The 20,077-nt window shown below is 66.5% G+C and carries 19 protein-coding genes; 11 read left to right on the top strand and 8 right to left on the bottom strand.

Annotated elements, in window-relative coordinates; translation table 11 throughout:
- Positions 1-118: 118 nt before the first annotated feature.
- Positions 119-1,876 carry an ABC transporter permease gene (locus J7024_RS26170; protein ID WP_234745595.1) on the bottom strand — a complete coding sequence of 586 codons (1,758 nt, stop codon included), beginning with the start codon at positions 1,874-1,876 and terminating at the stop codon, positions 119-121.
- Between the two features lie 491 nt (positions 1,877-2,367).
- Here J7024_RS26170 and J7024_RS26165 point away from each other — a divergent pair, with 491 nt between their 5' ends.
- Positions 2,368-2,634: a double-stranded DNA-specific endonuclease gene (locus tag J7024_RS26165; RefSeq protein WP_027786765.1), complete on the top strand. Its 267-nt coding sequence runs from the start codon at positions 2,368-2,370 to the stop codon at positions 2,632-2,634.
- 40 nt (positions 2,635-2,674) lie between these two features.
- Here the strand turns inward: J7024_RS26165 and J7024_RS26160 are convergent, their stop codons facing one another.
- Both J7024_RS26160 and J7024_RS26155 read right to left on the bottom strand, forming a co-directional pair.
- Complete coding sequence (locus J7024_RS26160; RefSeq protein WP_124827245.1) at positions 2,675-3,991, bottom strand: ATP-binding protein; 1,317 nt, start codon at positions 3,989-3,991, stop codon at positions 2,675-2,677.
- A complete protein-coding gene (locus tag J7024_RS26155; RefSeq protein WP_009693256.1) occupies positions 3,975-4,700 on the bottom strand; it encodes a response regulator in 726 nt (241 codons plus the stop codon). The genes J7024_RS26160 and J7024_RS26155 overlap by 17 nt, the downstream gene beginning before the upstream one ends.
- A 226-nt stretch (positions 4,701-4,926) precedes the next feature.
- On the opposite strand from J7024_RS26155, the gene J7024_RS26150 reads away from it, so the two are divergent.
- On the top strand, positions 4,927-5,475 hold the full coding sequence (locus tag J7024_RS26150; protein ID WP_124827246.1) for a periplasmic heavy metal sensor: 549 nt from the start codon (positions 4,927-4,929) through the stop codon (positions 5,473-5,475).
- 71 nt (positions 5,476-5,546) lie between these two features.
- Here J7024_RS26150 and J7024_RS26145 read toward each other — a convergent pair whose 3' ends face one another.
- Positions 5,547-6,245, bottom strand: a complete 699-nt coding sequence (locus tag J7024_RS26145) for a pirin family protein (protein ID WP_175752237.1) — start codon at positions 6,243-6,245, stop codon at positions 5,547-5,549.
- Positions 6,246-6,611: 366 nt separating this feature from the next.
- Here J7024_RS26145 and J7024_RS26140 point away from each other — a divergent pair, with 366 nt between their 5' ends.
- The 4 genes from J7024_RS26140 (at position 6,612) to J7024_RS26125 (ending at position 9,812) form a co-directional block, all read left to right on the top strand.
- A complete protein-coding gene (locus J7024_RS26140) occupies positions 6,612-7,388 on the top strand; it encodes an ABC transporter substrate-binding protein (RefSeq protein WP_148094085.1) in 777 nt (258 codons plus the stop codon).
- A gap of 226 nt (positions 7,389-7,614) precedes the next feature.
- Entirely contained in the window at positions 7,615-8,304 is a 690-nt protein-coding gene (locus J7024_RS26135) for an ABC transporter permease (RefSeq protein WP_124827249.1), read from the top strand.
- On the top strand, positions 8,301-9,014 hold the full coding sequence (locus J7024_RS26130) for an ABC transporter permease (RefSeq protein WP_096502157.1): 714 nt from the start codon (positions 8,301-8,303) through the stop codon (positions 9,012-9,014). Before J7024_RS26135 ends, J7024_RS26130 begins: the two co-directional genes overlap by 4 nt.
- Positions 9,015-9,032: 18 nt before the next feature.
- On the top strand, positions 9,033-9,812 hold the full coding sequence (locus J7024_RS26125; protein WP_124827250.1) for an ABC transporter ATP-binding protein: 780 nt from the start codon (positions 9,033-9,035) through the stop codon (positions 9,810-9,812).
- Between the two features lie 52 nt (positions 9,813-9,864).
- Here J7024_RS26125 and J7024_RS26120 read toward each other — a convergent pair whose 3' ends face one another.
- Entirely contained in the window at positions 9,865-10,362 is a 498-nt protein-coding gene (locus J7024_RS26120; protein ID WP_124827251.1) for a GNAT family N-acetyltransferase, read from the bottom strand.
- A gap of 89 nt (positions 10,363-10,451) precedes the next feature.
- On the opposite strand from J7024_RS26120, the gene J7024_RS26115 reads away from it, so the two are divergent.
- Together J7024_RS26115 and J7024_RS26110 are read left to right on the top strand one after the other, a co-directional pair.
- Positions 10,452-11,423, top strand: coding sequence for a LysR family transcriptional regulator (locus J7024_RS26115; protein ID WP_233409921.1), 972 nt, complete (start codon positions 10,452-10,454; stop codon positions 11,421-11,423).
- Positions 11,424-11,995: 572 nt separating this feature from the next.
- On the top strand, positions 11,996-13,081 hold the full coding sequence (locus J7024_RS26110; protein ID WP_124827253.1) for a porin: 1,086 nt from the start codon (positions 11,996-11,998) through the stop codon (positions 13,079-13,081).
- A 139-nt stretch (positions 13,082-13,220) separates the two neighbouring features.
- On the opposite strand, the gene J7024_RS26105 is transcribed toward J7024_RS26110, so the two are convergent.
- Positions 13,221-13,559, bottom strand: a complete 339-nt coding sequence (locus J7024_RS26105) for a P-II family nitrogen regulator (RefSeq protein WP_006398637.1) — start codon at positions 13,557-13,559, stop codon at positions 13,221-13,223.
- Between the two features lie 80 nt (positions 13,560-13,639).
- Positions 13,640-15,370 carry an NAD+ synthase gene (locus tag J7024_RS26100; RefSeq protein WP_234745594.1) on the bottom strand — a complete coding sequence of 577 codons (1,731 nt, stop codon included), beginning with the start codon at positions 15,368-15,370 and terminating at the stop codon, positions 13,640-13,642.
- A gap of 109 nt (positions 15,371-15,479) precedes the next feature.
- Here J7024_RS26100 and J7024_RS26095 point away from each other — a divergent pair, with 109 nt between their 5' ends.
- Both J7024_RS26095 and J7024_RS26090 read left to right on the top strand, forming a co-directional pair.
- Positions 15,480-16,658, top strand: coding sequence for a GNAT family N-acetyltransferase (locus tag J7024_RS26095; protein WP_234745593.1), 1,179 nt, complete (start codon positions 15,480-15,482; stop codon positions 16,656-16,658).
- A 307-nt stretch (positions 16,659-16,965) separates the two neighbouring features.
- A complete protein-coding gene (locus tag J7024_RS26090; protein WP_175858279.1) occupies positions 16,966-17,784 on the top strand; it encodes a GIY-YIG nuclease family protein in 819 nt (272 codons plus the stop codon).
- Positions 17,785-17,841: 57 nt separating this feature from the next.
- On the opposite strand, the gene ppa is transcribed toward J7024_RS26090, so the two are convergent.
- A complete protein-coding gene (ppa, locus tag J7024_RS26085; protein ID WP_006753432.1) occupies positions 17,842-18,369 on the bottom strand; it encodes an inorganic diphosphatase in 528 nt (175 codons plus the stop codon).
- A gap of 232 nt (positions 18,370-18,601) precedes the next feature.
- Here ppa and J7024_RS26080 point away from each other — a divergent pair, with 232 nt between their 5' ends.
- Entirely contained in the window at positions 18,602-20,041 is a 1,440-nt protein-coding gene (locus J7024_RS26080) for an aldehyde dehydrogenase family protein (protein ID WP_124827257.1), read from the top strand.
- Positions 20,042-20,077: the final 36 nt, after the last annotated feature.

Here is a 20,077-nt window from a genome sequence, read left to right as displayed (position 1 = left end):
ACCGCGGTTCACGTGGTCGACGCGCAGGATTTCCTCGCCGAGGCGCGGCGGCTGGGACGTCTGGACGGGGGCGTTTACAGCATTCGGATTGTGCATCGCGTTTCGCTCTCAATCGGTCTCAGTCGAGCCGCAGCTTCGCTTCGGCGAAGGCATACAGCGGGCGCCACAGCAGGCGGTTGAACAGGGTGACGAACAGGGACATCACGGCGATGCCCAGGATGATCTTCGGGAAGTCGCCGGCGGCGGTGGTCTGCGCGATGTACGCGCCGAGGCCATGCGCCTCGATCCTGGTGTTGCCCCACTGTACGGCTTCCGACACGATGCTCGCGTTCCACGCGCCGCCCGATGCGGTAATCGCGCCCGTCACGTAGTACGGGAAGATGCCCGGCAGGATCGCTTGCCGCCACCATTGCCAGCCGCGGATGCGGAAATTCGTCGCGGCCTCGCGATAGTCGTTCGGATAGGACGTCGCGCCAGCGATCACGTTGAACAGGATATACCACTGCGTGCCGAGCACGATCAGCGGCGACAGCCAGATGTCCGGGTTCAGATGGAAGCGCGCGATCACGATCACGAACACCGGGAACAGCAGGTTGGCCGGGAACGCGGCGAGGAACTGCGCGAGCGGCTGCAGCTTTTCGGCCAGCTTCGGACGCAGCCCGACCCATACACCGATCGGCACCCAGATCACGGAAGCGATCGCGATCAGCACGACCACGCGCAGCAGCGTGATGAGCCCGAGCACGAGCACGTGGCCGACTTCGGCCATCGTCACGCCGGTCGATACGAAGCTGATGACGCGCCACACAATATAGGCGGTGCCGATCAACATGAGGATCGCCCACGCGATGTCGACCGTGCGCGATGCCTTCTTCTCGACTTTCGGCAGCGAGAAGCGCATCGCACCCGACAGCGGCAGGCGCAGCGGGATCCGCGCGGCTTTCGCGAAGAACCAGCCGGCCGGCACGAGCAGCTGATGGATCAGGCGCGTGCGACGCACGAGGTCGAGCAGCCAGGATTGCGGCGCATCGCCCGACGCGGTGTTCTCCATCCGGAACTTGTCTGCCCACGCGATCAGCGGGCGGAATAGGAACTGGTCGTAAGCGAGGATCACGACGGTCATCGTGAGAATCACCCAGCCGATCGCGCCGAGGTTCTTGTCCGAGATGGCCTGCGCGAGATATGCGCCAATGCCCGGCAGCGTGATCGTCTGGTTGCCGACGGTGATCGCTTCCGACGCGACGACGAAGAACCAGCCGCCCGACATCGACATCATCATGTTCCAGATCAGGCCCGGCATCGAGAACGGCACCTCGAGCTTCCAGAAACGTTGCCACGACGTCAGGTGGAAACCGCGCGACACTTCGCTCAGGTCGCGCGGCACCGTGCGCAGCGACTGGTAGAAGCTGAAGGTCATGTTCCACGCCTGGCTCGTGAAGATCGCGAAGATCGCCGCGAGCTCGGCGCCGAGCACCCGGCTCGGGAACAGCGCGAGGAAGAACGTGACCGTAAACGAGATGAAGCCGAGCACCGGCACCGACTGCAGGATGTCGAGGATCGGGATCAGCACCATGCCCGCTCGCCGGCTTTTCGCGGCGAGCGTGCCGTAGACCAGCGTAAACACGAGCGACGCGATCATCGCGGCGAGCATCCGCAGCGTGGTGCGCAACGCGTATTCGGGCAGGTTCGACGGATCGAGCGAGATCTTCTGCGTCTGCAGTACACCGATCGGCGCCATCGTTTCATGGAAACCGACGACCGCCATCGCGATCAGGCAGATGATCAGCGGAAACGCGATGAAATCCCACCGGTTCGGCAGGACGCGCCAAGCAGACGCGTTGGCGGTCCGGTTCGGATTGAAGAATCCGACGTCCATCAGGCGCCCTCCCCGGTAAGGCCGAACGAAGCAGGCAAACGATGTTGATTCATGGCAAAGCGCTCGGGCGCGGTAATTCGACGCGGTAATTCGATGGATTCACGATTTCACGCCGGCGCGACGCGCCGTGCGTGCAAGCTGCGCCCCGGCGGCCGAGTCAGGCCGCGACGGCACGACACTACACCAACCTGTATTTCAGGTACAACCGTCCGGGGACGGGGCGACGCGCGGCCGCCGCACGGTTCGTGCCCGGCGCGCGGGCGGACGGTGGCGCGCGGTGCGGAGCAACCCGGCCGCAGTCGGTCGGCCGGCATGCAGGCCCCGAATTATGCCGTGATCCGGGCCGGCCGTGAACCCGCCCGGCGCACGTGAACGCAAACCATGCCGCACGTCAGCGGACGAATGCGGTGAAGCAGGTATGATCGGGGCTAGCCCTTAGAGTCTGCCGACAGACAGCCCCTAGGGATCGTTCGACCAGCGGGAGGAAGGGAATGGCAGGAAATTTGGTGATCGTCTGCCGCGATCAGGATGCCGACGCGTTCTACGAGCTGATGCAGGAATACGGGTCGTTCCAGACGCGGTTGTCGTCGACGGCGTGGTACCTGAACATGAACGTCGTGCCGGAATCGCTGCAGGAGGAAATCCTGGAGCGCCTCGGCCGCTACACGACCGTCTATATCTTCGAGGCCACGAGCGTGACCTACAACACCATCGACAGCAATGCCGCCGAGACGCTCGGCACGCTGTTCGGCGAATGATGCCGCGCGGCGCCTGCCCGGCAGGCGCCGCTTACGCCGCTTACGCCGCCTGTGCGTGAAGTTCGTCCTTCGGCACCACGTCGAACGGGAACGTCATCGCCACGCGCAGGCCGCCCTCGGGACGGTTGCCGATCTCGCACGCCCCGCCCAGCCTGACGACCAGCCGCTCGACGATCGCGAGCCCGAGTCCGCTGTGGCCGTTCCCGCCGCGCGCGGGGTCGAGACGCACGAACGGCCGCGTCGCGGCCGCGAGGTCGCGCGGCGCGATCCCGCCACCGCTGTCGCTGACCGACAGGACATAGCCGGCCGACGTGCGCACCGTCTCGACGAGCACGGGCGGCGCGCCATATGCATGCGCGTTGTCGAGCAGATTCGACAGGATCCGGTCGAGCGTCGCGGTCGGCAGACGGAAGCCCGGATCGGCCGCGAGACGCGTCTGGACCGTCGGCGCGTTCGGCGCGACCGCCCGATAGGTGCGCGCGATCCGCTCGCAGGTCTGGTCGACCGGCACGGGCTCGCTGCGGTCCGCCCCACCGTGCGCGAACACGAGGAACTGGTCGACGATGTGCGACATCGAGTCGACATCGCGCACGACGCCGTCGCGCAAACGCGCGTCATCCATCATTTCCGCCCGCAGGCGCATCCGCGCGAGCGGCGTGCGCAGGTCGTGCGCGACGCCCGCGAGCATGACCGCGCGGTCGCTCTCGGCCTGTGACACCTGCTCCACCATCTGGTTGAAGCCGTGCGTGAGCTGGCGCAGCTCGCGCGGGCCGCGCTCGCGCAGCGGCGGCACCGGCTGGCCACGGCCGAAGCGCGCGACGGCGCGCGCGAGCGAGCGCAACGGTTGCTGAAGCTGCCACGCCGCGAACAGCGCTGCGATCACGCCGGCCGAGAAAATCGTGCCGAGCCACAACAGCATCCCGTCGAGCGAGCGCGGTGGGCGCAACGGCTGCACCGGCACCACGATCCAGTTGCGGTCGGTCGGCTCCTTGACCCACAGCACCGGCGGATGGCCCGGCTGGCCAATCTCGACCCGGGTGCCCGCGGGCATTCGCTCGCTGACGTCGTCACGGAAACGCTTGAGCGGCGCCGGCATGTTCGAGTCGCCGCTCTTCGGCACATCGGGGCTGTCCGGCGATACGAGCCGCACGCGCGACGGCAGCGGCTGATCGGGCGTGCGCTCGACGTGCTGGCGTACCGCGTCGACGAGGAATGCGGCCTCTTCGACCGCATAGCGCGTCTGCATCTGGCTGCGCTCGAGCCGCATCGCGAAAAACCACGCGAAATGCGACAGGAGCAGAACGCCGACGACCAGCAACGCCAGTCGCCCGAACAGTGAATCAATGGGTTTGCGCATGGGCCTCGCCGTCGGGCACGAACACGTAGCCGCGCCCGCGGACCGTCTGGATGAAACGCGGCGTCGACGGATCCGTTTCCAGGATACGGCGCAGACGCCACACCTGGACGTCGATGCCGCGGTCGGTGCCGTCGTACTCCGGCCCGTGCAGCAGCTCGAGCAGCCGCTCGCGCGTGAGCGTGCGCAGCGCGTGGTTCACGAAGATCTTCAGCAGCGCGAATTCGCTGCTCGACAGGGTTGCGGGCTTGCCGTCGACCGACAGCGTGCGCGCCTGGAAGTCGAGCACGAAACGGCCGAATGCGAACGGCTCGCGCTGCTCGGGCGCGGCGGCCGACGGCGTCGCGCGGCGGCGGCGCAGCACGGCCTGCACGCGCGCCAGCAGCTCGCGCGGGTTGAACGGCTTGCCGAGATAGTCGTCGGCGCCGAGCTCCAGCCCGACGATGCGGTCGACGTCGTCCGCACGGGCGGTCAGCATGATCACGGGGATGTCGTCGCCGGCCGCGCGCAACTGGCGCAGCGCGGTCAGGCCGTCGACGCCCGGCATCATCAGGTCCAGCACGATCAGGTCGGGCCGCTCGCGCTCGAGGCGCTTCTCGAGCGTCGCCGCGTCGTGCAGCACGGACACTTCCATCCCCTGGCGCACGAGATAGTCGCGCAGCAGGTCTCGGAGTTCTTGGTCGTCGTCGACGATGAGGATCTGGGTAGTCATGGCTTGAAGTTTACCGCGCGAGCGCGGAGTCAAAGAACGAAACAAAGGGACGAAAGGGTTACTGCGGGTTACCGCGCAAGGCAACTGTAATGCGCCGTAACCCGGCAGGCTTCCCGCGTAACACCGGCCGAGGTTTGCGCCGCTAACCTGCCTCTTACCGGATGCGGCACACGGGCCACCCCGCGCACCGCATCGCCGGACCCTTTGGATACAAGGAGTTTCTGAAATGTATAAGAAGACTTCCCGCGTGGCCATCGCGGCCGCTACCGTGCTCGCTCTCGCATTCGGCACCGCGCAAGCCGCGCAGCCCAACAACATGCCCCCGCAAGGCGGCCCCGGCATGCATCACATGCACGGCCACGACGGCGGCCCGTTCGGCGTGATCATGAAGCTGCACGATCAGTTGAAGCTGAACGCGTCGCAGGAACAGCAATGGCAGACGGCCGTCAACACGATGAAGCAGAACCACGAGGCGATGCGCAAGAGCCACGAGCAGATGCGCGAGCAGTTCAAGGCTCAGCAGAACCAGCCGATCCTCGACCTGAGCGCGATGAACGCGGCCCGCCAGCAGGCCGAACAGCAGAATGCACAGCTGCGCGAACAGAGCTCGGCCGCCTGGCTCGCGTTCTACAACGGGCTGAACGACCAGCAGAAGACCACCGTCAGCACCGCGCTGAAGCAGCAGTTCGCACGGATGGAGCAGCGCCACGAGAAAATGAAGGAGCACTGGCAGCAGCATCGCGCGGCCAAGGCCGCATCGGCGCCGGCGCAGTAAGCCGGCAGGCCGCCCTCCCGGGGTGGCACCGACGGGGACTCGGGCATCCGGCCCGCGTCCCCGATTTCATTTCAGGCAACGTCGAACAGCAGCACCTCGGCCGCCCGGCCGCGCGCGAACGCGACCGCGTCCACCCCGGCGATCCGCACGCCGTCGCCCGTGCCCAGCGCTTGACCGTTGACTTCCACGTCGCCGCGCGCCACGTGCACATAGGTACTGCGCCCGGCCCGCACGTCGAACGCCGTCTCCTCGTCCCCGTCGATCAGCCCCGCGAAGATCCGCGCGTCGGCGCGCATCGATAACGCGCCGTCGTCGCCATCCGGCGACGCCACCAGCCGCAGCCGGCCGCGCTTCTCGTCGTCGGCGAAACGCCGTTCCGCGTAGCCCGGCCGCCCGCCCCGCTCGGCCGGCTGCAGCCAGATCTGCAGCAGATGCAGCGCGCGGTGGCACGACGCGTTGGTCTCGCTGTGCACGAGTCCCGTGCCCGCGCTCATCCGCTGAATCCCGCCAGCCCGCACGATCGCGCCGTTGCCCAGGCTGTCGCGATGCGCAAGCGCGCCGTCCAGCACATAGGTGACGATTTCGAGGTCGCGGCGCGGCTGCATGCCGAAGCCACGAGTCGGCGCGATCCGGTCCTCGCTCAGCACGCGCAGCGCCCCGAACGGCGGATGCGTGGCCCCGGCATGGCCGGCTAGCGGGAAGCTGTGGCTCGATTCGAGCCAGCCCTGGCGCGTGTGGCAACGGTCGGCGGCGCGGCGAATCTGAAACATGGGGCGGGCACTCCGGCAGGCAAATGTTCTTTGTCGGGTTTACCTGCACTGTAGGGGCGGCGCGGCCACGCCACAATCCGCTTTCCGCGCACCGCATCGTTGCACTCACGAGCTCAATCGGCGCAATATTCGTTGCGAATACCACGATTGCCGCAACGGCCGAATCGAAGAATCGACCGGTCGACCGGATTGCCGTTTTCCGGGTATCGCGTTCGGGTAAAATACCGCCCTTTTGGCGTTCGCCCGTCCGGCGGGCGCCGTTGCCAGCGCGCCGAAACACGAATTTTGGCCGTCTAGAATACGCCGCGGCGCCCGGCCCGACCGGCCGCGAGCGCCCTCCCGGAAGTGAGCGACAAAAGGATGGAAATGAAGAAGGCCGCCCTGTGCGCCGCCCTCGCCCTCGTGGCGGGCAGCGCCTTCGCGAAGGAGTGGAAGACCGTGCGGATCGGCGTCGATGCCAGCTACCCGCCGTTCGAGTCGACCGCGCCGAGCGGCGAGATCGTCGGTTTCGACGTCGATCTCACCAAGGAAATCTGCAAGCGGATCAACGTGAAGTGCGTGTGGGTCTCGCAGGATCTCGACGGGATCATCCCCGCGCTGAAGGCGAAGAAGTACGACATCATCGTGTCGTCGTTGACCGTCACGGACAAGCGTCGCGAACAGATCGACTTCTCCGACAAGGTGTATGACGCACCGGCACGGATGATCGCGAAGACCGGCTCGCCGCTGCTGCCGACGGTCGCGTCGCTCAAGGGCAAGCGTGTCGGTGTCGAGCAGGGCTCCACGCAGGAATCGTACGCGAAGGCGTACTGGGAACCGCAGGGCGTGACGATCATTCCTTACCAGAACCAGGATCAGGTCTACGCTGATCTCGGCTCGGGCCGCCTCGACGCGACGCTGCAGGACGAACTGCAGGCCGACTACGGCTTCCTGCGCACGCCGCGCGGCAAGGGCTTCGCGTTCGCCGGGCCGGAAGTGAAGGATCCGAAAACGATCGGCGACGGCACCGCGATCGGCCTGCGCAAGGACGATACGGACCTGAAGCTCAAGATCAACAGGGCGCTGGCCGACATGCACAAGGATGGCACTTACGACCGGCTGTCGCACAAGTATTTCGCATTCAGCGTCTACTCGGCCCGCTGAGCGCCGACAATGACGGGAACGGATGCGGGGGCGGCCCCGCGTCCGGGCAGTACAGGCAGTCAACCACGCGCCGCCCGCCCCCTCGCCCGCGCTCGCGCGACGGGCCTGCCCGGCACCGTTGCCGGGGCGGACGGCATGATACGCACGGGGCGTTCCGCGCAACTTGGCGGACGCGTATTTCGCGGCGCACCGCGTGCGCCCTCAGGGACCACACCAGGGACCACACATGTTTCTAGAAGGTTACGGCCCGCTGATCCTCGCGGGCACCTGGCAAACCGTCAAACTGGCGGTGCTTTCGCTCGCGCTTTCGTTCCTGCTGGGCCTGCTCGGCGCGGGCGCGAAACTGTCGCGCAACCGCTTCACGAACGGCGCCGGAACCGTCTACACGACGCTGATCCGCGGCGTGCCCGACCTCGTGCTGATGCTGCTGCTGTTCTACAGCCTGCAGATCTGGCTGAACATGGCGACCGATGCGCTCGGCTGGGATCAGATCGACATCGACCCGTTCCTCGCCGGCGTGCTCGTGCTCGGCTTCATCTACGGCGCGTACTTCACCGAGACGTTCCGCGGCGCCTTCCTGTCGGTGCCGCGCGGCCAGCTCGAGGCCGGCAGCGCATACGGGATGACCAACTGGCAGGTGTTCACGCGGATCATGTTTCCGCAGATGATGCGCTTCGCGCTGCCGGGTATCGGCAACAACTGGCAGGTGCTCGTGAAGTCGACCGCGCTCGTGTCGATCATCGGCCTCGCAGACGTCGTGAAGGCGTCGCAGGACGCCGGCAAGGGCACGCTGCGGTTCTTCTTCTTCACGCTGATCGCCGGTGCGGTCTATCTCGCCATCACCACGATCTCGAACTTCGTGCTGATGTGGCTCGAAAAGCGCTACTCGACCGGTGTCCGCAAGGCTGACCTATGATCGAACTCATCCAAGAATACTGGCGCAACTATCTGTACACCGACGGTTTCCGGATCACCGGTGTCGCGATCACGCTGTGGCTGCTGGTCGTGTCGATCGGCCTCGGCTTCTGCCTGTCGGTGCCGCTCGCGGTAGCCCGCGTGTCGAAGAAGAAGTGGCTGTCGGGCGCGGTGTGGCTCTACACGTACGTGTTCCGCGGCACGCCGCTCTACGTGCAGCTGCTGCTCTGCTACACGGGCCTCTACAGCCTGCAGTTCGTGCGCGGCACGCCGCTGCTCGACTCGTTCTTCCGTGACGGGATGCACTGCACGCTGCTCGCGTTCACGCTGAACACCTGCGCGTACACCACCGAGATCTTCGCCGGCGCGATCAAGTCGACGTCGTACGGCGAAATCGAGGCCGCGCGCGCGTACGGAATGTCCACGTTCACGATGTATCGCCGCGTGATCCTGCCGTCCGCGCTGCGCCGCTCGCTGCCGCTCTACAGCAATGAAGTGATCCTGATGCTGCACGCAACCACGGTGGCCTTCACCGCGACCGTGCCGGACATCCTGAAGATCGCCCGCGACGTGAACTCGGCGACCTACATGTCGTTCCACGCATTCGGCATCGCCGCCCTGCTCTATCTCGTGATCTCGTTCACGCTCGTGTGGCTGTTCCGCCAGGCCGAGCGTCGCTGGCTCGCGTATCTGCGCCCGCAAGGCAAGTAAGTTTTCGCAGGACTATTGATGAATCCCCAGACCCAGAAGCTTTTCGTCGACGATCTGCACAAGCGGTACGGCGACAACGAGGTACTCAAAGGCGTGTCGCTGAAGGCGAACTCGGGCGACGTGATCAGCGTGATCGGCTCGTCCGGTTCCGGCAAGAGCACGATGCTGCGCTGTATCAACTTCCTCGAGCAGCCGAACGCGGGCCGCATCGTCGTCGACGGCGAGGAAGTGCGTACCACGAAGGACAAGACGGGCGCACTGCGCGCCGCCGACCCGAAGCAGTTGCAGCGCGTGCGCACCAAGCTGTCGATGGTGTTCCAGCACTTCAATCTCTGGTCGCACATGAACGTGATCGAGAACGTGATGGAAGCGCCGGTGAACGTGCTCGGCATCCCGAAGAAGGAAGCCGAGGATCGCGCGCGCCAATATCTCGAGAAGGTCGGCCTCGCGCCGCGCGTCGAGAAGCAGTATCCGTCGCACCTCTCGGGCGGCCAGCAGCAGCGTGTGGCGATCGCGCGCGCGCTGGCGATGCATCCGGACGTGATGCTGTTCGACGAGCCGACGTCGGCGCTCGATCCGGAACTGGTCGGCGAAGTGCTGAAGGTGATGCAGAAGCTCGCCGAGGAAGGCCGCACGATGATCGTCGTCACGCACGAGATGGGCTTCGCGCGCAACGTGTCGAATCACGTGATGTTCCTGCACCAGGGGCGCGTCGAAGAAGAAGGCGTGCCGTCGGAAGTGTTCGCCAACCCGAAGAGCGAGCGCCTGCGCGGGTTCCTGTCGGGCAGCCTCAAGTAAACGCACGCATCGCGATACGCAAAACGGGCGCCGTCCGGCGCCCGTTTTGCGTTTACGCGGCGTCGAACGATGTGCCATCGGCGAACGCGCGCAGCGCATCGCCCGCGAGCCGGTAACGCACCCATTCGTTCTGCGGCGCCGCGCCGACGCTTTCGTAGAAGCGGATCGCCGGCTCGTTCCAGTCGAGCACGCTCCATTCGAAACGCCCGCAGCCCGAATCCACCGCGATCCGCGCAAGCGCCTTCAGCAGCCGCAGCCCCGCGCCCGCGCCGCGAAAGCGCGGCGACACGTACAGATCCTCGAGATACAGCCCCTGGCGGGCGAGCCACGTCGAGTACGAGAAGAAATACACGGCGAAGCCGGCCGGCTCGCCGCCGACCTCGCAGATCAGCGCGCGCGCCGGCGAGCCTTCGCCGAACAGGCTGCGCTCGAGCGACGCGGGCGTCGCGATCACTTCATGCTCGGCCTTCTCGTAGATGGCCAGCTCGGTGATGAAACGCAGGATTTGCGGCACGTCGGCGACGGTGGCGGGACGGATATCGATTTGCACGGTGTGAGCCCTCCTTCGGCTCTGGCCGGAAACGGGATGCAACGCCCGCGCAATCGCGCTGGCGCAGGTCAGATCGACATGCTACGTTCATGGCTCCACTGCAGGAAGTGCAGTTTCTTCATCAAAACATGAAAGCCATGCATCCCGATTTGCGCCGCCTCGACCTGAACCTGCTGCTCGCGTTCGACGCGTTGTACCGACACCGGTCGGTCACCGCTGCCGCGCACGAATTGGCGATGAGTCCGTCCGCGCTGAGCCATGCGCTCGCGCGGCTGCGCGACGCGATCGGCGATGCGCTGTTCGTGCGGCTCGGCAACGAAATGCAGCCGACCGTGCGCGCGGACGACATCGCTACATGGGCCGGCGACGCGCTCGACACGATGTCGAAAGGGCTCGCCCGCGCACGCCGTTTCGATCCCGCGCAAAGCGACCGCACGTTCGTGTTCGCCGCGAGCGACTACACGGCATTCGCGGTGCTGCCGGCGTTCCTCACGCGTATCGAACGCATCGCGCCGCGCCTGCGCATCCGGGTCGTCCATTCCGAGCGCAAGATATCCGTCGACGAACTCGCCGCCGGACGCATCGATTTCGCGCTCGGCTATCACGAGGAATCGACGGCCGACGCGCCCGGCATCGAGGATTTCGACTGGTTCTCGGACGACTACGTGGTCATCGCAAGCGCGCGGCATCCGGACCTTCACCGGCGGCTGACGCTCGACCAGTACCTCGCGGCGCGCCACCTGGTCGTCACGCCGTGGAACGAGTCGCGCGGCGTCGTCGACTACGTGCTCGACCGGCTCGGCGTCGAGCGGCAGGTGGCCGTGCAGTTGCCGAGCGTGCTGGCCGCCCCGTTCGTGATCGCGGAATCGTCGCTGCTGATGACCATACCGAACCGCGCCGCGCAGGCGCTGCGCCGTGCGGCGCCGATCCGCATCTTCCCCGCGCCGTTCGAGATCCCGCGCTACACGGTGAAGGTCTATTCGCACGCGAAGCACGCGCGCACCGATGCGCACCGGTGGATTCGCGCGCAGTTGCTCGACGCCCGGCCGACACCCGGTTAATCCGGACGCGCCTTCCGGCAGGCGACGTGCCACGGCCACCCGGGCGTTTCAGGCACGACGCAACGCCGCCAGCCCGCCGTCAACTTATTACGAAATACTTACTAATTTCATCTCTCCGGCGCTTACGCCGGTGCCCCGGTGACGTCAATAGTGGCAATCCTTGACCCATGGCCGCGGAATCCGTGTCTCCCTTGTCCGACAAGGGTTTTCCGGCCATCTGCGGGCTCGCCGCGCCCCTCCGCTCCCTCTGTTGCATGGCAATTTGGCGACAGGTGTTAGTCAAACAACGATTTCCATCGCCACAAAATTGTATTTTTGCTAAATTAGTAACCAAAGTAGCAAAACGAAGTTCGTGAAATGTAGTTTAGCTTCACGACACAACAAGGAGACCCCGCAAGCCGACCCGGCTGCGCGGGACCATTCAACGGTTTTCCGTCCGCTTGCCCGCGTGCCGCGCTTACCGGCCCTGCACGAGGTCTCCCTGGTTATCCCGCTTTTCGCTTTTGCCCGGCGTTCGTTGCGCCGGGCATCTCGTGCAGTCTGGGTTGACTTTTTGACAGGGTATGGAGGAGATGATGAAGAAAGCTTTGGTCGCGGCCGCGCTGATGGCTGCTGGGGTGGTTACGGCGCACGCGCAGAGCAGCGTCACGCTGTACGGCCGCCTGGATGCAGGCATCGAGTACATGAACGGCCTGCAAAACGGCCACCAAGTGCGCGCGGAAAGCGGCGACTGGGGCACGAGCCTGTGGGGCTTGAAGGGTAGCGAAGACATCGGTGGCGGCAACAAGGTCCTGTTCCACCTCGAAGGCGCATTCAACACGATGAACGGCGGCCTCGGCACGAGCGGCTCGATCTGGGATCGTTTCGCGACCGTCGGCATCTCCAACGACCACTACGGTACGCTGCTGCTGGGTCGCGAACTCGCGATCGCCAACGGCGTGTGGGACTTCGACCCGTTCGGCCAGTCGGCCTGGTCGACGGCCTCGCTGGTGCGCGGCCGCAACTGGAACAAGACCAGCAACAACGTGTCGTACCAGTCGCCGTCGCTCTACGGCCTCGACTTCTACGGCCAGTTCTCGTTCTCGAACTCGACGAGCTTCAACGGCAACACGACGGCCGGCCAGCCGGGTCGTGCAGCCGGCGCGCAGGTCACGTACACGAACTCGCTGTTCCAGTTGCGCGGCATCTACGACGAAACGCGCGACAGCAACGGCCGCTTCTCGGACGTGTTCAACTACTCGCGTGAATACTTCGCGGGCGTGAACGTGTTCCTCGGCCAGTTCAAGCTGCAGGCGGCTTACCAGGCATCGCGCGCGGACGGCAGCGGCGGCCCGGCAGTGAACGCCGGCGTGACGGGCACCCAGCAGGTGTGGGGCGGCGTGACGTGGCAGGCAACGCCGGCGGCAGCGCTGATCGCGGCCGTGTATCACGTGAACGCGAACCACGGCGGCGGCAACGCGAACATCTATACGGTCGGCGGTTCGTACAACATCTCGAAGCGCACACTGTTCGACCTGCAGGTCGCAACCGTACGCAACAGCTCGACGGCCAACTTCGGCCTGAACGCGAACGGCGCGGGCACGGCCGTGTCGACGGGCAACCCGAACCCGGGCGGCAGCCAGACCGGCGTCTACGCCGGCATCCAGCACCTGTTCTGATCGGGCGCCGTTCAAGGAGCGATTCGACAACACTTTCCACGCTGCTGCGAGAGGCGCGTATCGGTGCGGTACCCAACCGGGTATCGCACCGTTTTTTATTGGCGGGCCGGTTTTGCGCAGCCCTTGCCGGATGCGGCGCTCAGACCGCCGCTTCGTTCTCTTCGCCGGTGCGGATGCGGATCACGCGCTCGACGTCCGACACGAAGATCTTGCCGTCGCCGATCTTGCCCGTGCGCGCCGCGCCGATCACCGCATCGATCACCTGGTCGACCTGCGCTTCCGCGACGACCACCTCGATCTTCATCTTGGGCAGGAAGTCGACGACGTACTCGGCGCCGCGATACAGCTCGGTGTGCCCTTTCTGGCGGCCGAAGCCCTTCACTTCCGTCACGGTCAGGCCGGTGAGGCCGACTTCGGCGAGCGCTTCGCGGACTTCGTCCAGCTTGAACGGCTTGATGATGGCGGTGATGCGTTTCATGATGGTTGTCCCTCGATGCTCGTTTGGATGAAAAATCGCGATCCCGATTGTAAGCCGTAAGCCGGCCAGCGGCGTGCGGCTCAGTCGAGACGTTCGGTAAAGCGTGACGTGACCGGATAGCGCCAGTCTCGCCCGAAGGCGCGATGCGTGACGCGAATTCCGATCGGCGCCTGACGGCGCTTGTATTCGTTGACCTTGATGAGCCGCGTCACGCGCGCGACGTCGGCCTCCGCATAGCCGGCCGCGACGATCTCCGAGAGCGGCCGGTCCTCTTCCATGTACATCCGCATGATCGCGTCGAGCACGTCGTACGGCGGCAGGCTGTCCTGGTCCGTCTGGTTCTCGCGCAGCTCGGCCGACGGCGCGCGCGTCAGGATCCGCTCGGGAATCACGTCGCGCGGCCCGAAGTCGGCGCTCGCGTTGCGATAGCGGCAGAGCCGGTAAACCAGCGTTTTCGCGATGTCCTTGATCACCGCGAAACCGCCGGCCATGTCGCCGTACAGCGTGCAGTAGCCGACCGCCATCTCGCTCTTGTTGCCGGTCGTCAGCACGATCGAGCCGAACTTGTTCGACAGCGCCATCAGCAGCGTGCCGCGGATACGCGCCTGGATGTTCTCTTCCGTCGCATCTTCCGCCCGGCCCGCGAATTCGTTCGCGAGCGCCGCGCGGAACGCGTCGAACATCGGTGCGATCGCGATCTCGTCGTAGCGCACGCCGACGCGCCGCGCCATCTCGGCCGCGTCGGTCGTCGAGATGTCGGCCGTATAGCGTGACGGCATCATCACCGCGCGCACGCGCTCGGGCCCGAGCGCGTCGCATGCGATGGCGAGCACGAGTGCCGAATCGACACCGCCCGACAGCCCGATCAGCGCGCCGGGAAAACCGTTCTTGCCGATGTAGTCGCGCACGCCGGTCACGAGCGCGCGATAGACCTGCGCATCGACCGGCAGATCGGGCGCGATCGCGCCAGGCAGCGGCCGCGTGCCGTCGAATTCGACGATCGCATGTCCTTCGTCGAACTGCGGCATCTTCGCGACGAGCGCGCCCTGTGCGTCGAGCACGAACGAGCCGCCGTCGAACACGAGTTCGTCCTGACCGCCGACGAGGTTTACGTACACCATCGGCAACCCGGTCTCGCGAATCCGCGCGCGCAGGATGTCGATGCGCAGCGCTTCCTTGTCCATGTGATACGGCGAACCGTTCGGGATCAGCAGCACCTGCGCGCCGGCCGCCTTCGCGATCTGCGCGGCCGATGCATGCCACGCGTCCTCGCAGATGATGACGCCGTATCTGACGCCGTTCAGCTCGAACACGAACGGCTCGGTGTCCGTCGCGAAATAGCGTTTTTCGTCGAACACGTCGGCGTTCGGCAGATCCTGCTTGCGATAGGTGCCGACGATCTCGCCGCCGACGATCAGCGACACCGCGTTGTAGGTGTCGGTCGGCGGCACGCCGCGCTCGATTGGACGGTTTGCATTACCATCGACGGCTGGCGTGCGCGCATCGTCGCCGGTGCTGCTGCCCGCACCCCTGCCCGGCCCGCGCAACGGATGGCCGACCAGCACCGCGAGCCCGTCGAACGCGCACAGTGCATCGGCGAGCGTATCGAGCGCGGCAGCCGCCGCCGCGTAGAACGCCGGCCGCAGCAGCAAGTCCTCCGGCGGATAGCCGGACAACGCGAGTTCGGGTGCGATCATCAGCTGCGCACCATCGTTGTGCGCGGCGCGCGCGGCCGCGACGATCCGCGCGACGTTGCCGGCGAAGTCGCCGACGGTGACGTTGATCTGGGCGAGAGCGAGTCGGGTCTTCATGACAGGATCGGCGCAGCCCGGCGGCGCGCCCTGAATGGCTGACGAAATCGTCCCGGACGCAGGCCACGGCGGCACGCATCCGGCGGCATCCAACAGTACGGATTTACGCTTGAAACACGAACGCATCGATTATCGCACGGGCATCCTGTCGTCCCCCTCGGAGGTCTCGGCCGAAGAATGGAACGCGCTGCTCGAGCGCGACGCGCAGCCGACACCGTTCCTGCGCCACGAATTCCTCGACGCGCTGCACGTCGCGCGCTGTGCAGTCGACGACACCGGCTGGTCGCCGCATTTCGTCACGCTGACCGACGCGCACACGGGGCGGCTCGCGGCCGCCGCGCCCGTCTATGCGAAGCAGCATTCGTATGGCGAATACGTGTTCGACTGGGCATGGGCCGACGCGTACCAGCGCAACGGGCTGTCCTACTACCCGAAGCTGCTGTGCGCGGTGCCGTTCACGCCGGTCCAGGGCACCCGCCTCCTCGCCGCCGACGACGATGCGCGCCGCCGGCTCGCGGCCACACTGCTCGCGTTCGCGGAGCAGAGCGACGTGTCGTCGCTGCACGTGCTGTTCCCGACCGGCGAGGAAGCGCAACTGTTCGAATCGATGGGGATGATGCCGCGCGAAGGCGTGCAGTTTCACTGGATCAACGACGGCTACCGCGATTTCGACGACTTCCTCGGCACGCTCGAGCAGAAAAAACGCAAGAACATCCGCGCGGAACGCCGCAAGGTGCACGATGCGGGCGTGACGTTCCGCCGGCTCACCGGCGACATGATCACCGATGCCGACTGGCGCTTCTTCTCGCGTTGCTACCGGCAGACCTACCGCGAACACTATTCGAGCCCTTACCTGAATCTCGACTTCTTCCGCGCGATCGGCGCGACGATGCCCGAGAACCTGCTGCTCGTGATCGCGCAGGCCGACGGCAAACCGATCGCGAGTTCGCTCGCCGTCTACCGGCGTGGCGCGAACGGCGGCGGCACGCTGTACGGTCGCTACTGGGGCACGCTCGAACACGTGCCCTGCCTGCACTTCGAAACGGCCTACTATCAACTGCTCGAGTTCTGCATCGAGGCCGGGCTCGATACGTTCGAGGGCGGCGCGCAGGGCGAACACAAACTCGCACGCGGCTTCCTGCCGACCGTCACGCATTCCGCGCACTGGCTCGCGCACCCGGCATTCTCGGACGCCGTCGCGCGCTTTCTCGAACGCGAGACCGAACATATTCACGCGTACGTCGACGAGCTGCGCGAACACGATCCGTTCCGGCGCAGCGCGGAGTAGCGACCATGCACCGGCGACCGATGCGCCATTCGGCTCGCGCCGCATCGCGCACGTTACGATGCGTCACGGCTCGTGGCGAGATTCGCTGAAAGGCACCAGCAACCGGGTGCGCTCCGAGGCCGAGGCCGTTCATGCGCCTGCGTGAGGTTACGAGCAGCATGCGTCGTTGCGCGTACCGTCGTGCCGGCCGATGATCGGAGCCCGCACACGCCCCCGCCGCGCCGGTCGATATGCTGCCGCCGCAAAATCCGGCGGTTCGCCCGATCTTTTCTGAGACACTGGCGGCTTCGCATCCCGCCGCTCCTCCATGTCCTGGTTTCTGTATCTGATCGAATGCGCCGACGACAGCGTCTACACGGGCATCACGACCGACGTCGCCGCGCGCTTCGACGAGCACGCGGCCGGCAAGGGCGCACGCTACACGCGCTCGCGCAAGCCGCGTGCGGTACTCGCATCGTTTCCGCTGCCCGACCGGTCGATCGCATCGCGCGCGGAGTACTGGGTGAAACGGCTCACGGCCGCGCAGAAACGCGAACTCGCCGCAGGGATCCGGACGCTCGAGTCGGTGTTGCCGGCCGGGATGTCGATCGACGGGAACGTCGATGTGGCCGTTGTGGCGGCCAGCATGCGCGGGCGGAAGAAAGTAAATGCGAAGAACGCCGGCGAGGCGGCGGAATCGGCTGAAACCGGGAGGGTCCCGAAGAAGACGGCGAAGGCCGAAAAACCGGCGAAGGCCGTGCAAACAGGAAAGACACCGAAGAAGGCAAAGGCCGCACCCGCCGCGAAGCGGGCGAAAACCGGCGACGATGCGCCAACGAAAAAGACCTCGACGCGCGGCACGCCGGCCAGAGCGGGTAAAGCGGGGAAGCCGATCAAACCGGTCGCGAAATCGTCGCTCGCCGAGAAAGCATCCGGCGGCAAGCCCGCCACGAACGGACGCGACGACGCTGCTCGCGCACCGGCGCGCAGCCGTGCACCGACAGCGAAGGCCACCGCCACCGCTGCCACGCCGCGCCGCGCAACCCCGGCAAAACGTGCGAAGGACGCCCCGCCTCCCGCCGCCCTACCCGCTGCCGCGCGCAAGAAGCGTTCTGCTCGCGGAAAACAAAACCGCGCGGCCTCCTGAGGAGGCACGCGCGGCTTGCATGGCGGGCGAACCGGCCGTCAGGCCGGCAAGCCGGCTTTACTTCTTGTAGTTGGCGGCGCCGTCGGTGATCTCCTTGTGCGCGGCATCGATGCCGGCCCAGCCTTCGACCTTCACCCACTTGCCCTTCTCGAGCGCCTTGTATTGCTCGAAGAAGTGCTTGATCTGGTCCTTCAGGTACTCGGGCACGTCGTCGATCGACTTCAGGTTGGCCGTCATCGGGCAGACCTTGTCGTGCGGCACCGCGACCAGCTTCGCGTCGACGCCCGATTCGTCGGTCATCTGCAGCATGCCGAGCACGCGCGAGCGCACGATCGAACCGGCCAGCAGCGGGAACGGCGTGATCACCAGCACGTCGACCGGATCGCCGTCGCCCGACAGCGTCTGCGGGATGTAGCCGTAGTTCACCGGGTAACGCATGCCGGTACCGATGAAGCGGTCGACGACGAGGAGACCCAGCTCCTTGTCCGCCTCGTACTTCACCGGGTCGCTTTGCGCCGGGATCTCGATGATCACGTTGAAATCGTGCGGCAGGTCCTTGCCGGCCGGAACATGGTTGAAGCTCATGAGCGCTCTCTGTTGGTCGATGGAATTCGGGACAGGGCGCCGCGGCCGATGCACCGCCGCGGGCGTCCCCGCAAGTAATGCGCCATTATAGCCAATCGACCGGTGGCGTCCGGATGACGATCGGCGCGATAATCGTTCCCGATGTCCGGCCACTGGCCCCGTTGCACGTCGAGCGCAAAGCATGGAATCCGGGTCAGCGCCAAAGCGCTAACTCGGGTCGACCGGAGCAGGTATGGAAGAAGCGAAGCACTTCATCGCGGGCGAATGGACGTTGCCCGCGCAACTGGAAACGATCCCCGTCGTCGATCCCTCCGACGGCCAGCCGTTCGCGACGATCGCGCGCGGCACGGCCCCCGACATCGAGCGCGCAGTCGCCGCGGCCCGCGACGCGTTCGCGGGCCCGTGGGGCGCGGCAAGCGCCGCCGAACGCGGCCGCGTGCTGATGCGGCTGTCCGCACGCGTCGCCGACCACCTCGAGGAACTCGCCGCGATCGAGGCGCGCGACACCGGCAAGCCGCTGAAGCAGGCACGTGGAGACGCGGCCGCGCTCGCGCGCTACTTCGAGTTCTACGCGGGCGCCGCCGACAAACTGCACGGCGAAACGCTGCCCTATCATGCGGGCTACACGGTGCTCACCGTGCGCGAGCCGCACGGCGTCACCGGTCACATCGTGCCGTGGAACTACCCGATGCAGATCTTCGGGCGCAGCGTCGGCGCGGCGCTCGCGGCTGGCAACGCGTGCGTCGTGAAGCCGGCCGAGGACGCGTGCCTGTCGGTGCTGCGCGTCGCCGAGCTGGCCGCCGAAGCCGGGTTGCCGGCCGGCGCGCTGAACGTCGTCACCGGCTACGGCCATGAAGCGGGCGCCGCGCTCGCGCGCCACCCCGGCATCGATCACATCTCGTTTACCGGCTCGCCCGCGACCGGCAAGCTGGTCACGCAGATGGCCGCCGAAAACCACGTCCCCGTCACGCTCGAACTCGGCGGCAAGTCGCCGCAGATCGTGTTCGCCGACGCCGATCTCGAAGCGGCGCTGCCCGTGCTGGTGTCGGCGATCGTGCAGAACGGCGGGCAGACCTGCTCGGCCGGCAGCCGCGTGCTGATCGAGCGCGCGATCTACGAACCACTCCTCGAACGGCTCGCGACCGCATTCAACGGGCTGCGGGTCGGCCCGAGCCGCGCGGACCTCGACTGCGGCCCGCTGATCAACGCGAAGCAGCAGCAGCGCGTGTGGGACTTCCTGTCCGATGCGCAGCACGACGGCATTCCGATGGCCGCGCACGGCCAGGTCGTCGCCGACGCGCCCGAAAGCGGCTTCTACCAGGCACCCGCGCTGTTGCGCGACGTGCCGTCGTCGCACCGGCTCGCGCAGGAGGAAGTGTTCGGCCCGGTGCTCGCCGCGATGCGCTTCGCCGACGAAGACGAAGCGGTCGCGCTCGCGAACGGCACGCCGTACGGCCTCGTCGCAGGCATCTGGACGCGCGACGGTGCGCGCCAGATGCGTCTCGCGCGCCGGCTGCGCGCGGGCCAGGTGTTCATCAACAACTACGGTGCAGGCGGCGGCGTCGAATTGCCGTTCGGCGGCGTCGGCCACTCGGGGCACGGCCGCGAGAAAGGCTTCGAGGCGCTGTACGGCTTCACCACGCTGAAGACGATCGCAATCCGGCACGGCTGAGCACGGCCGGCAGCGACCGGCCGCATCGGCCCACCA

The organism is Burkholderia sp. WTPI3 (genome assembly GCF_021483755.1).
Taxonomy (GTDB): Bacteria; Pseudomonadota; Gammaproteobacteria; order Burkholderiales; family Burkholderiaceae; genus Burkholderia.
This window is presented reverse-complemented; position numbering and strand designations above follow the sequence as displayed.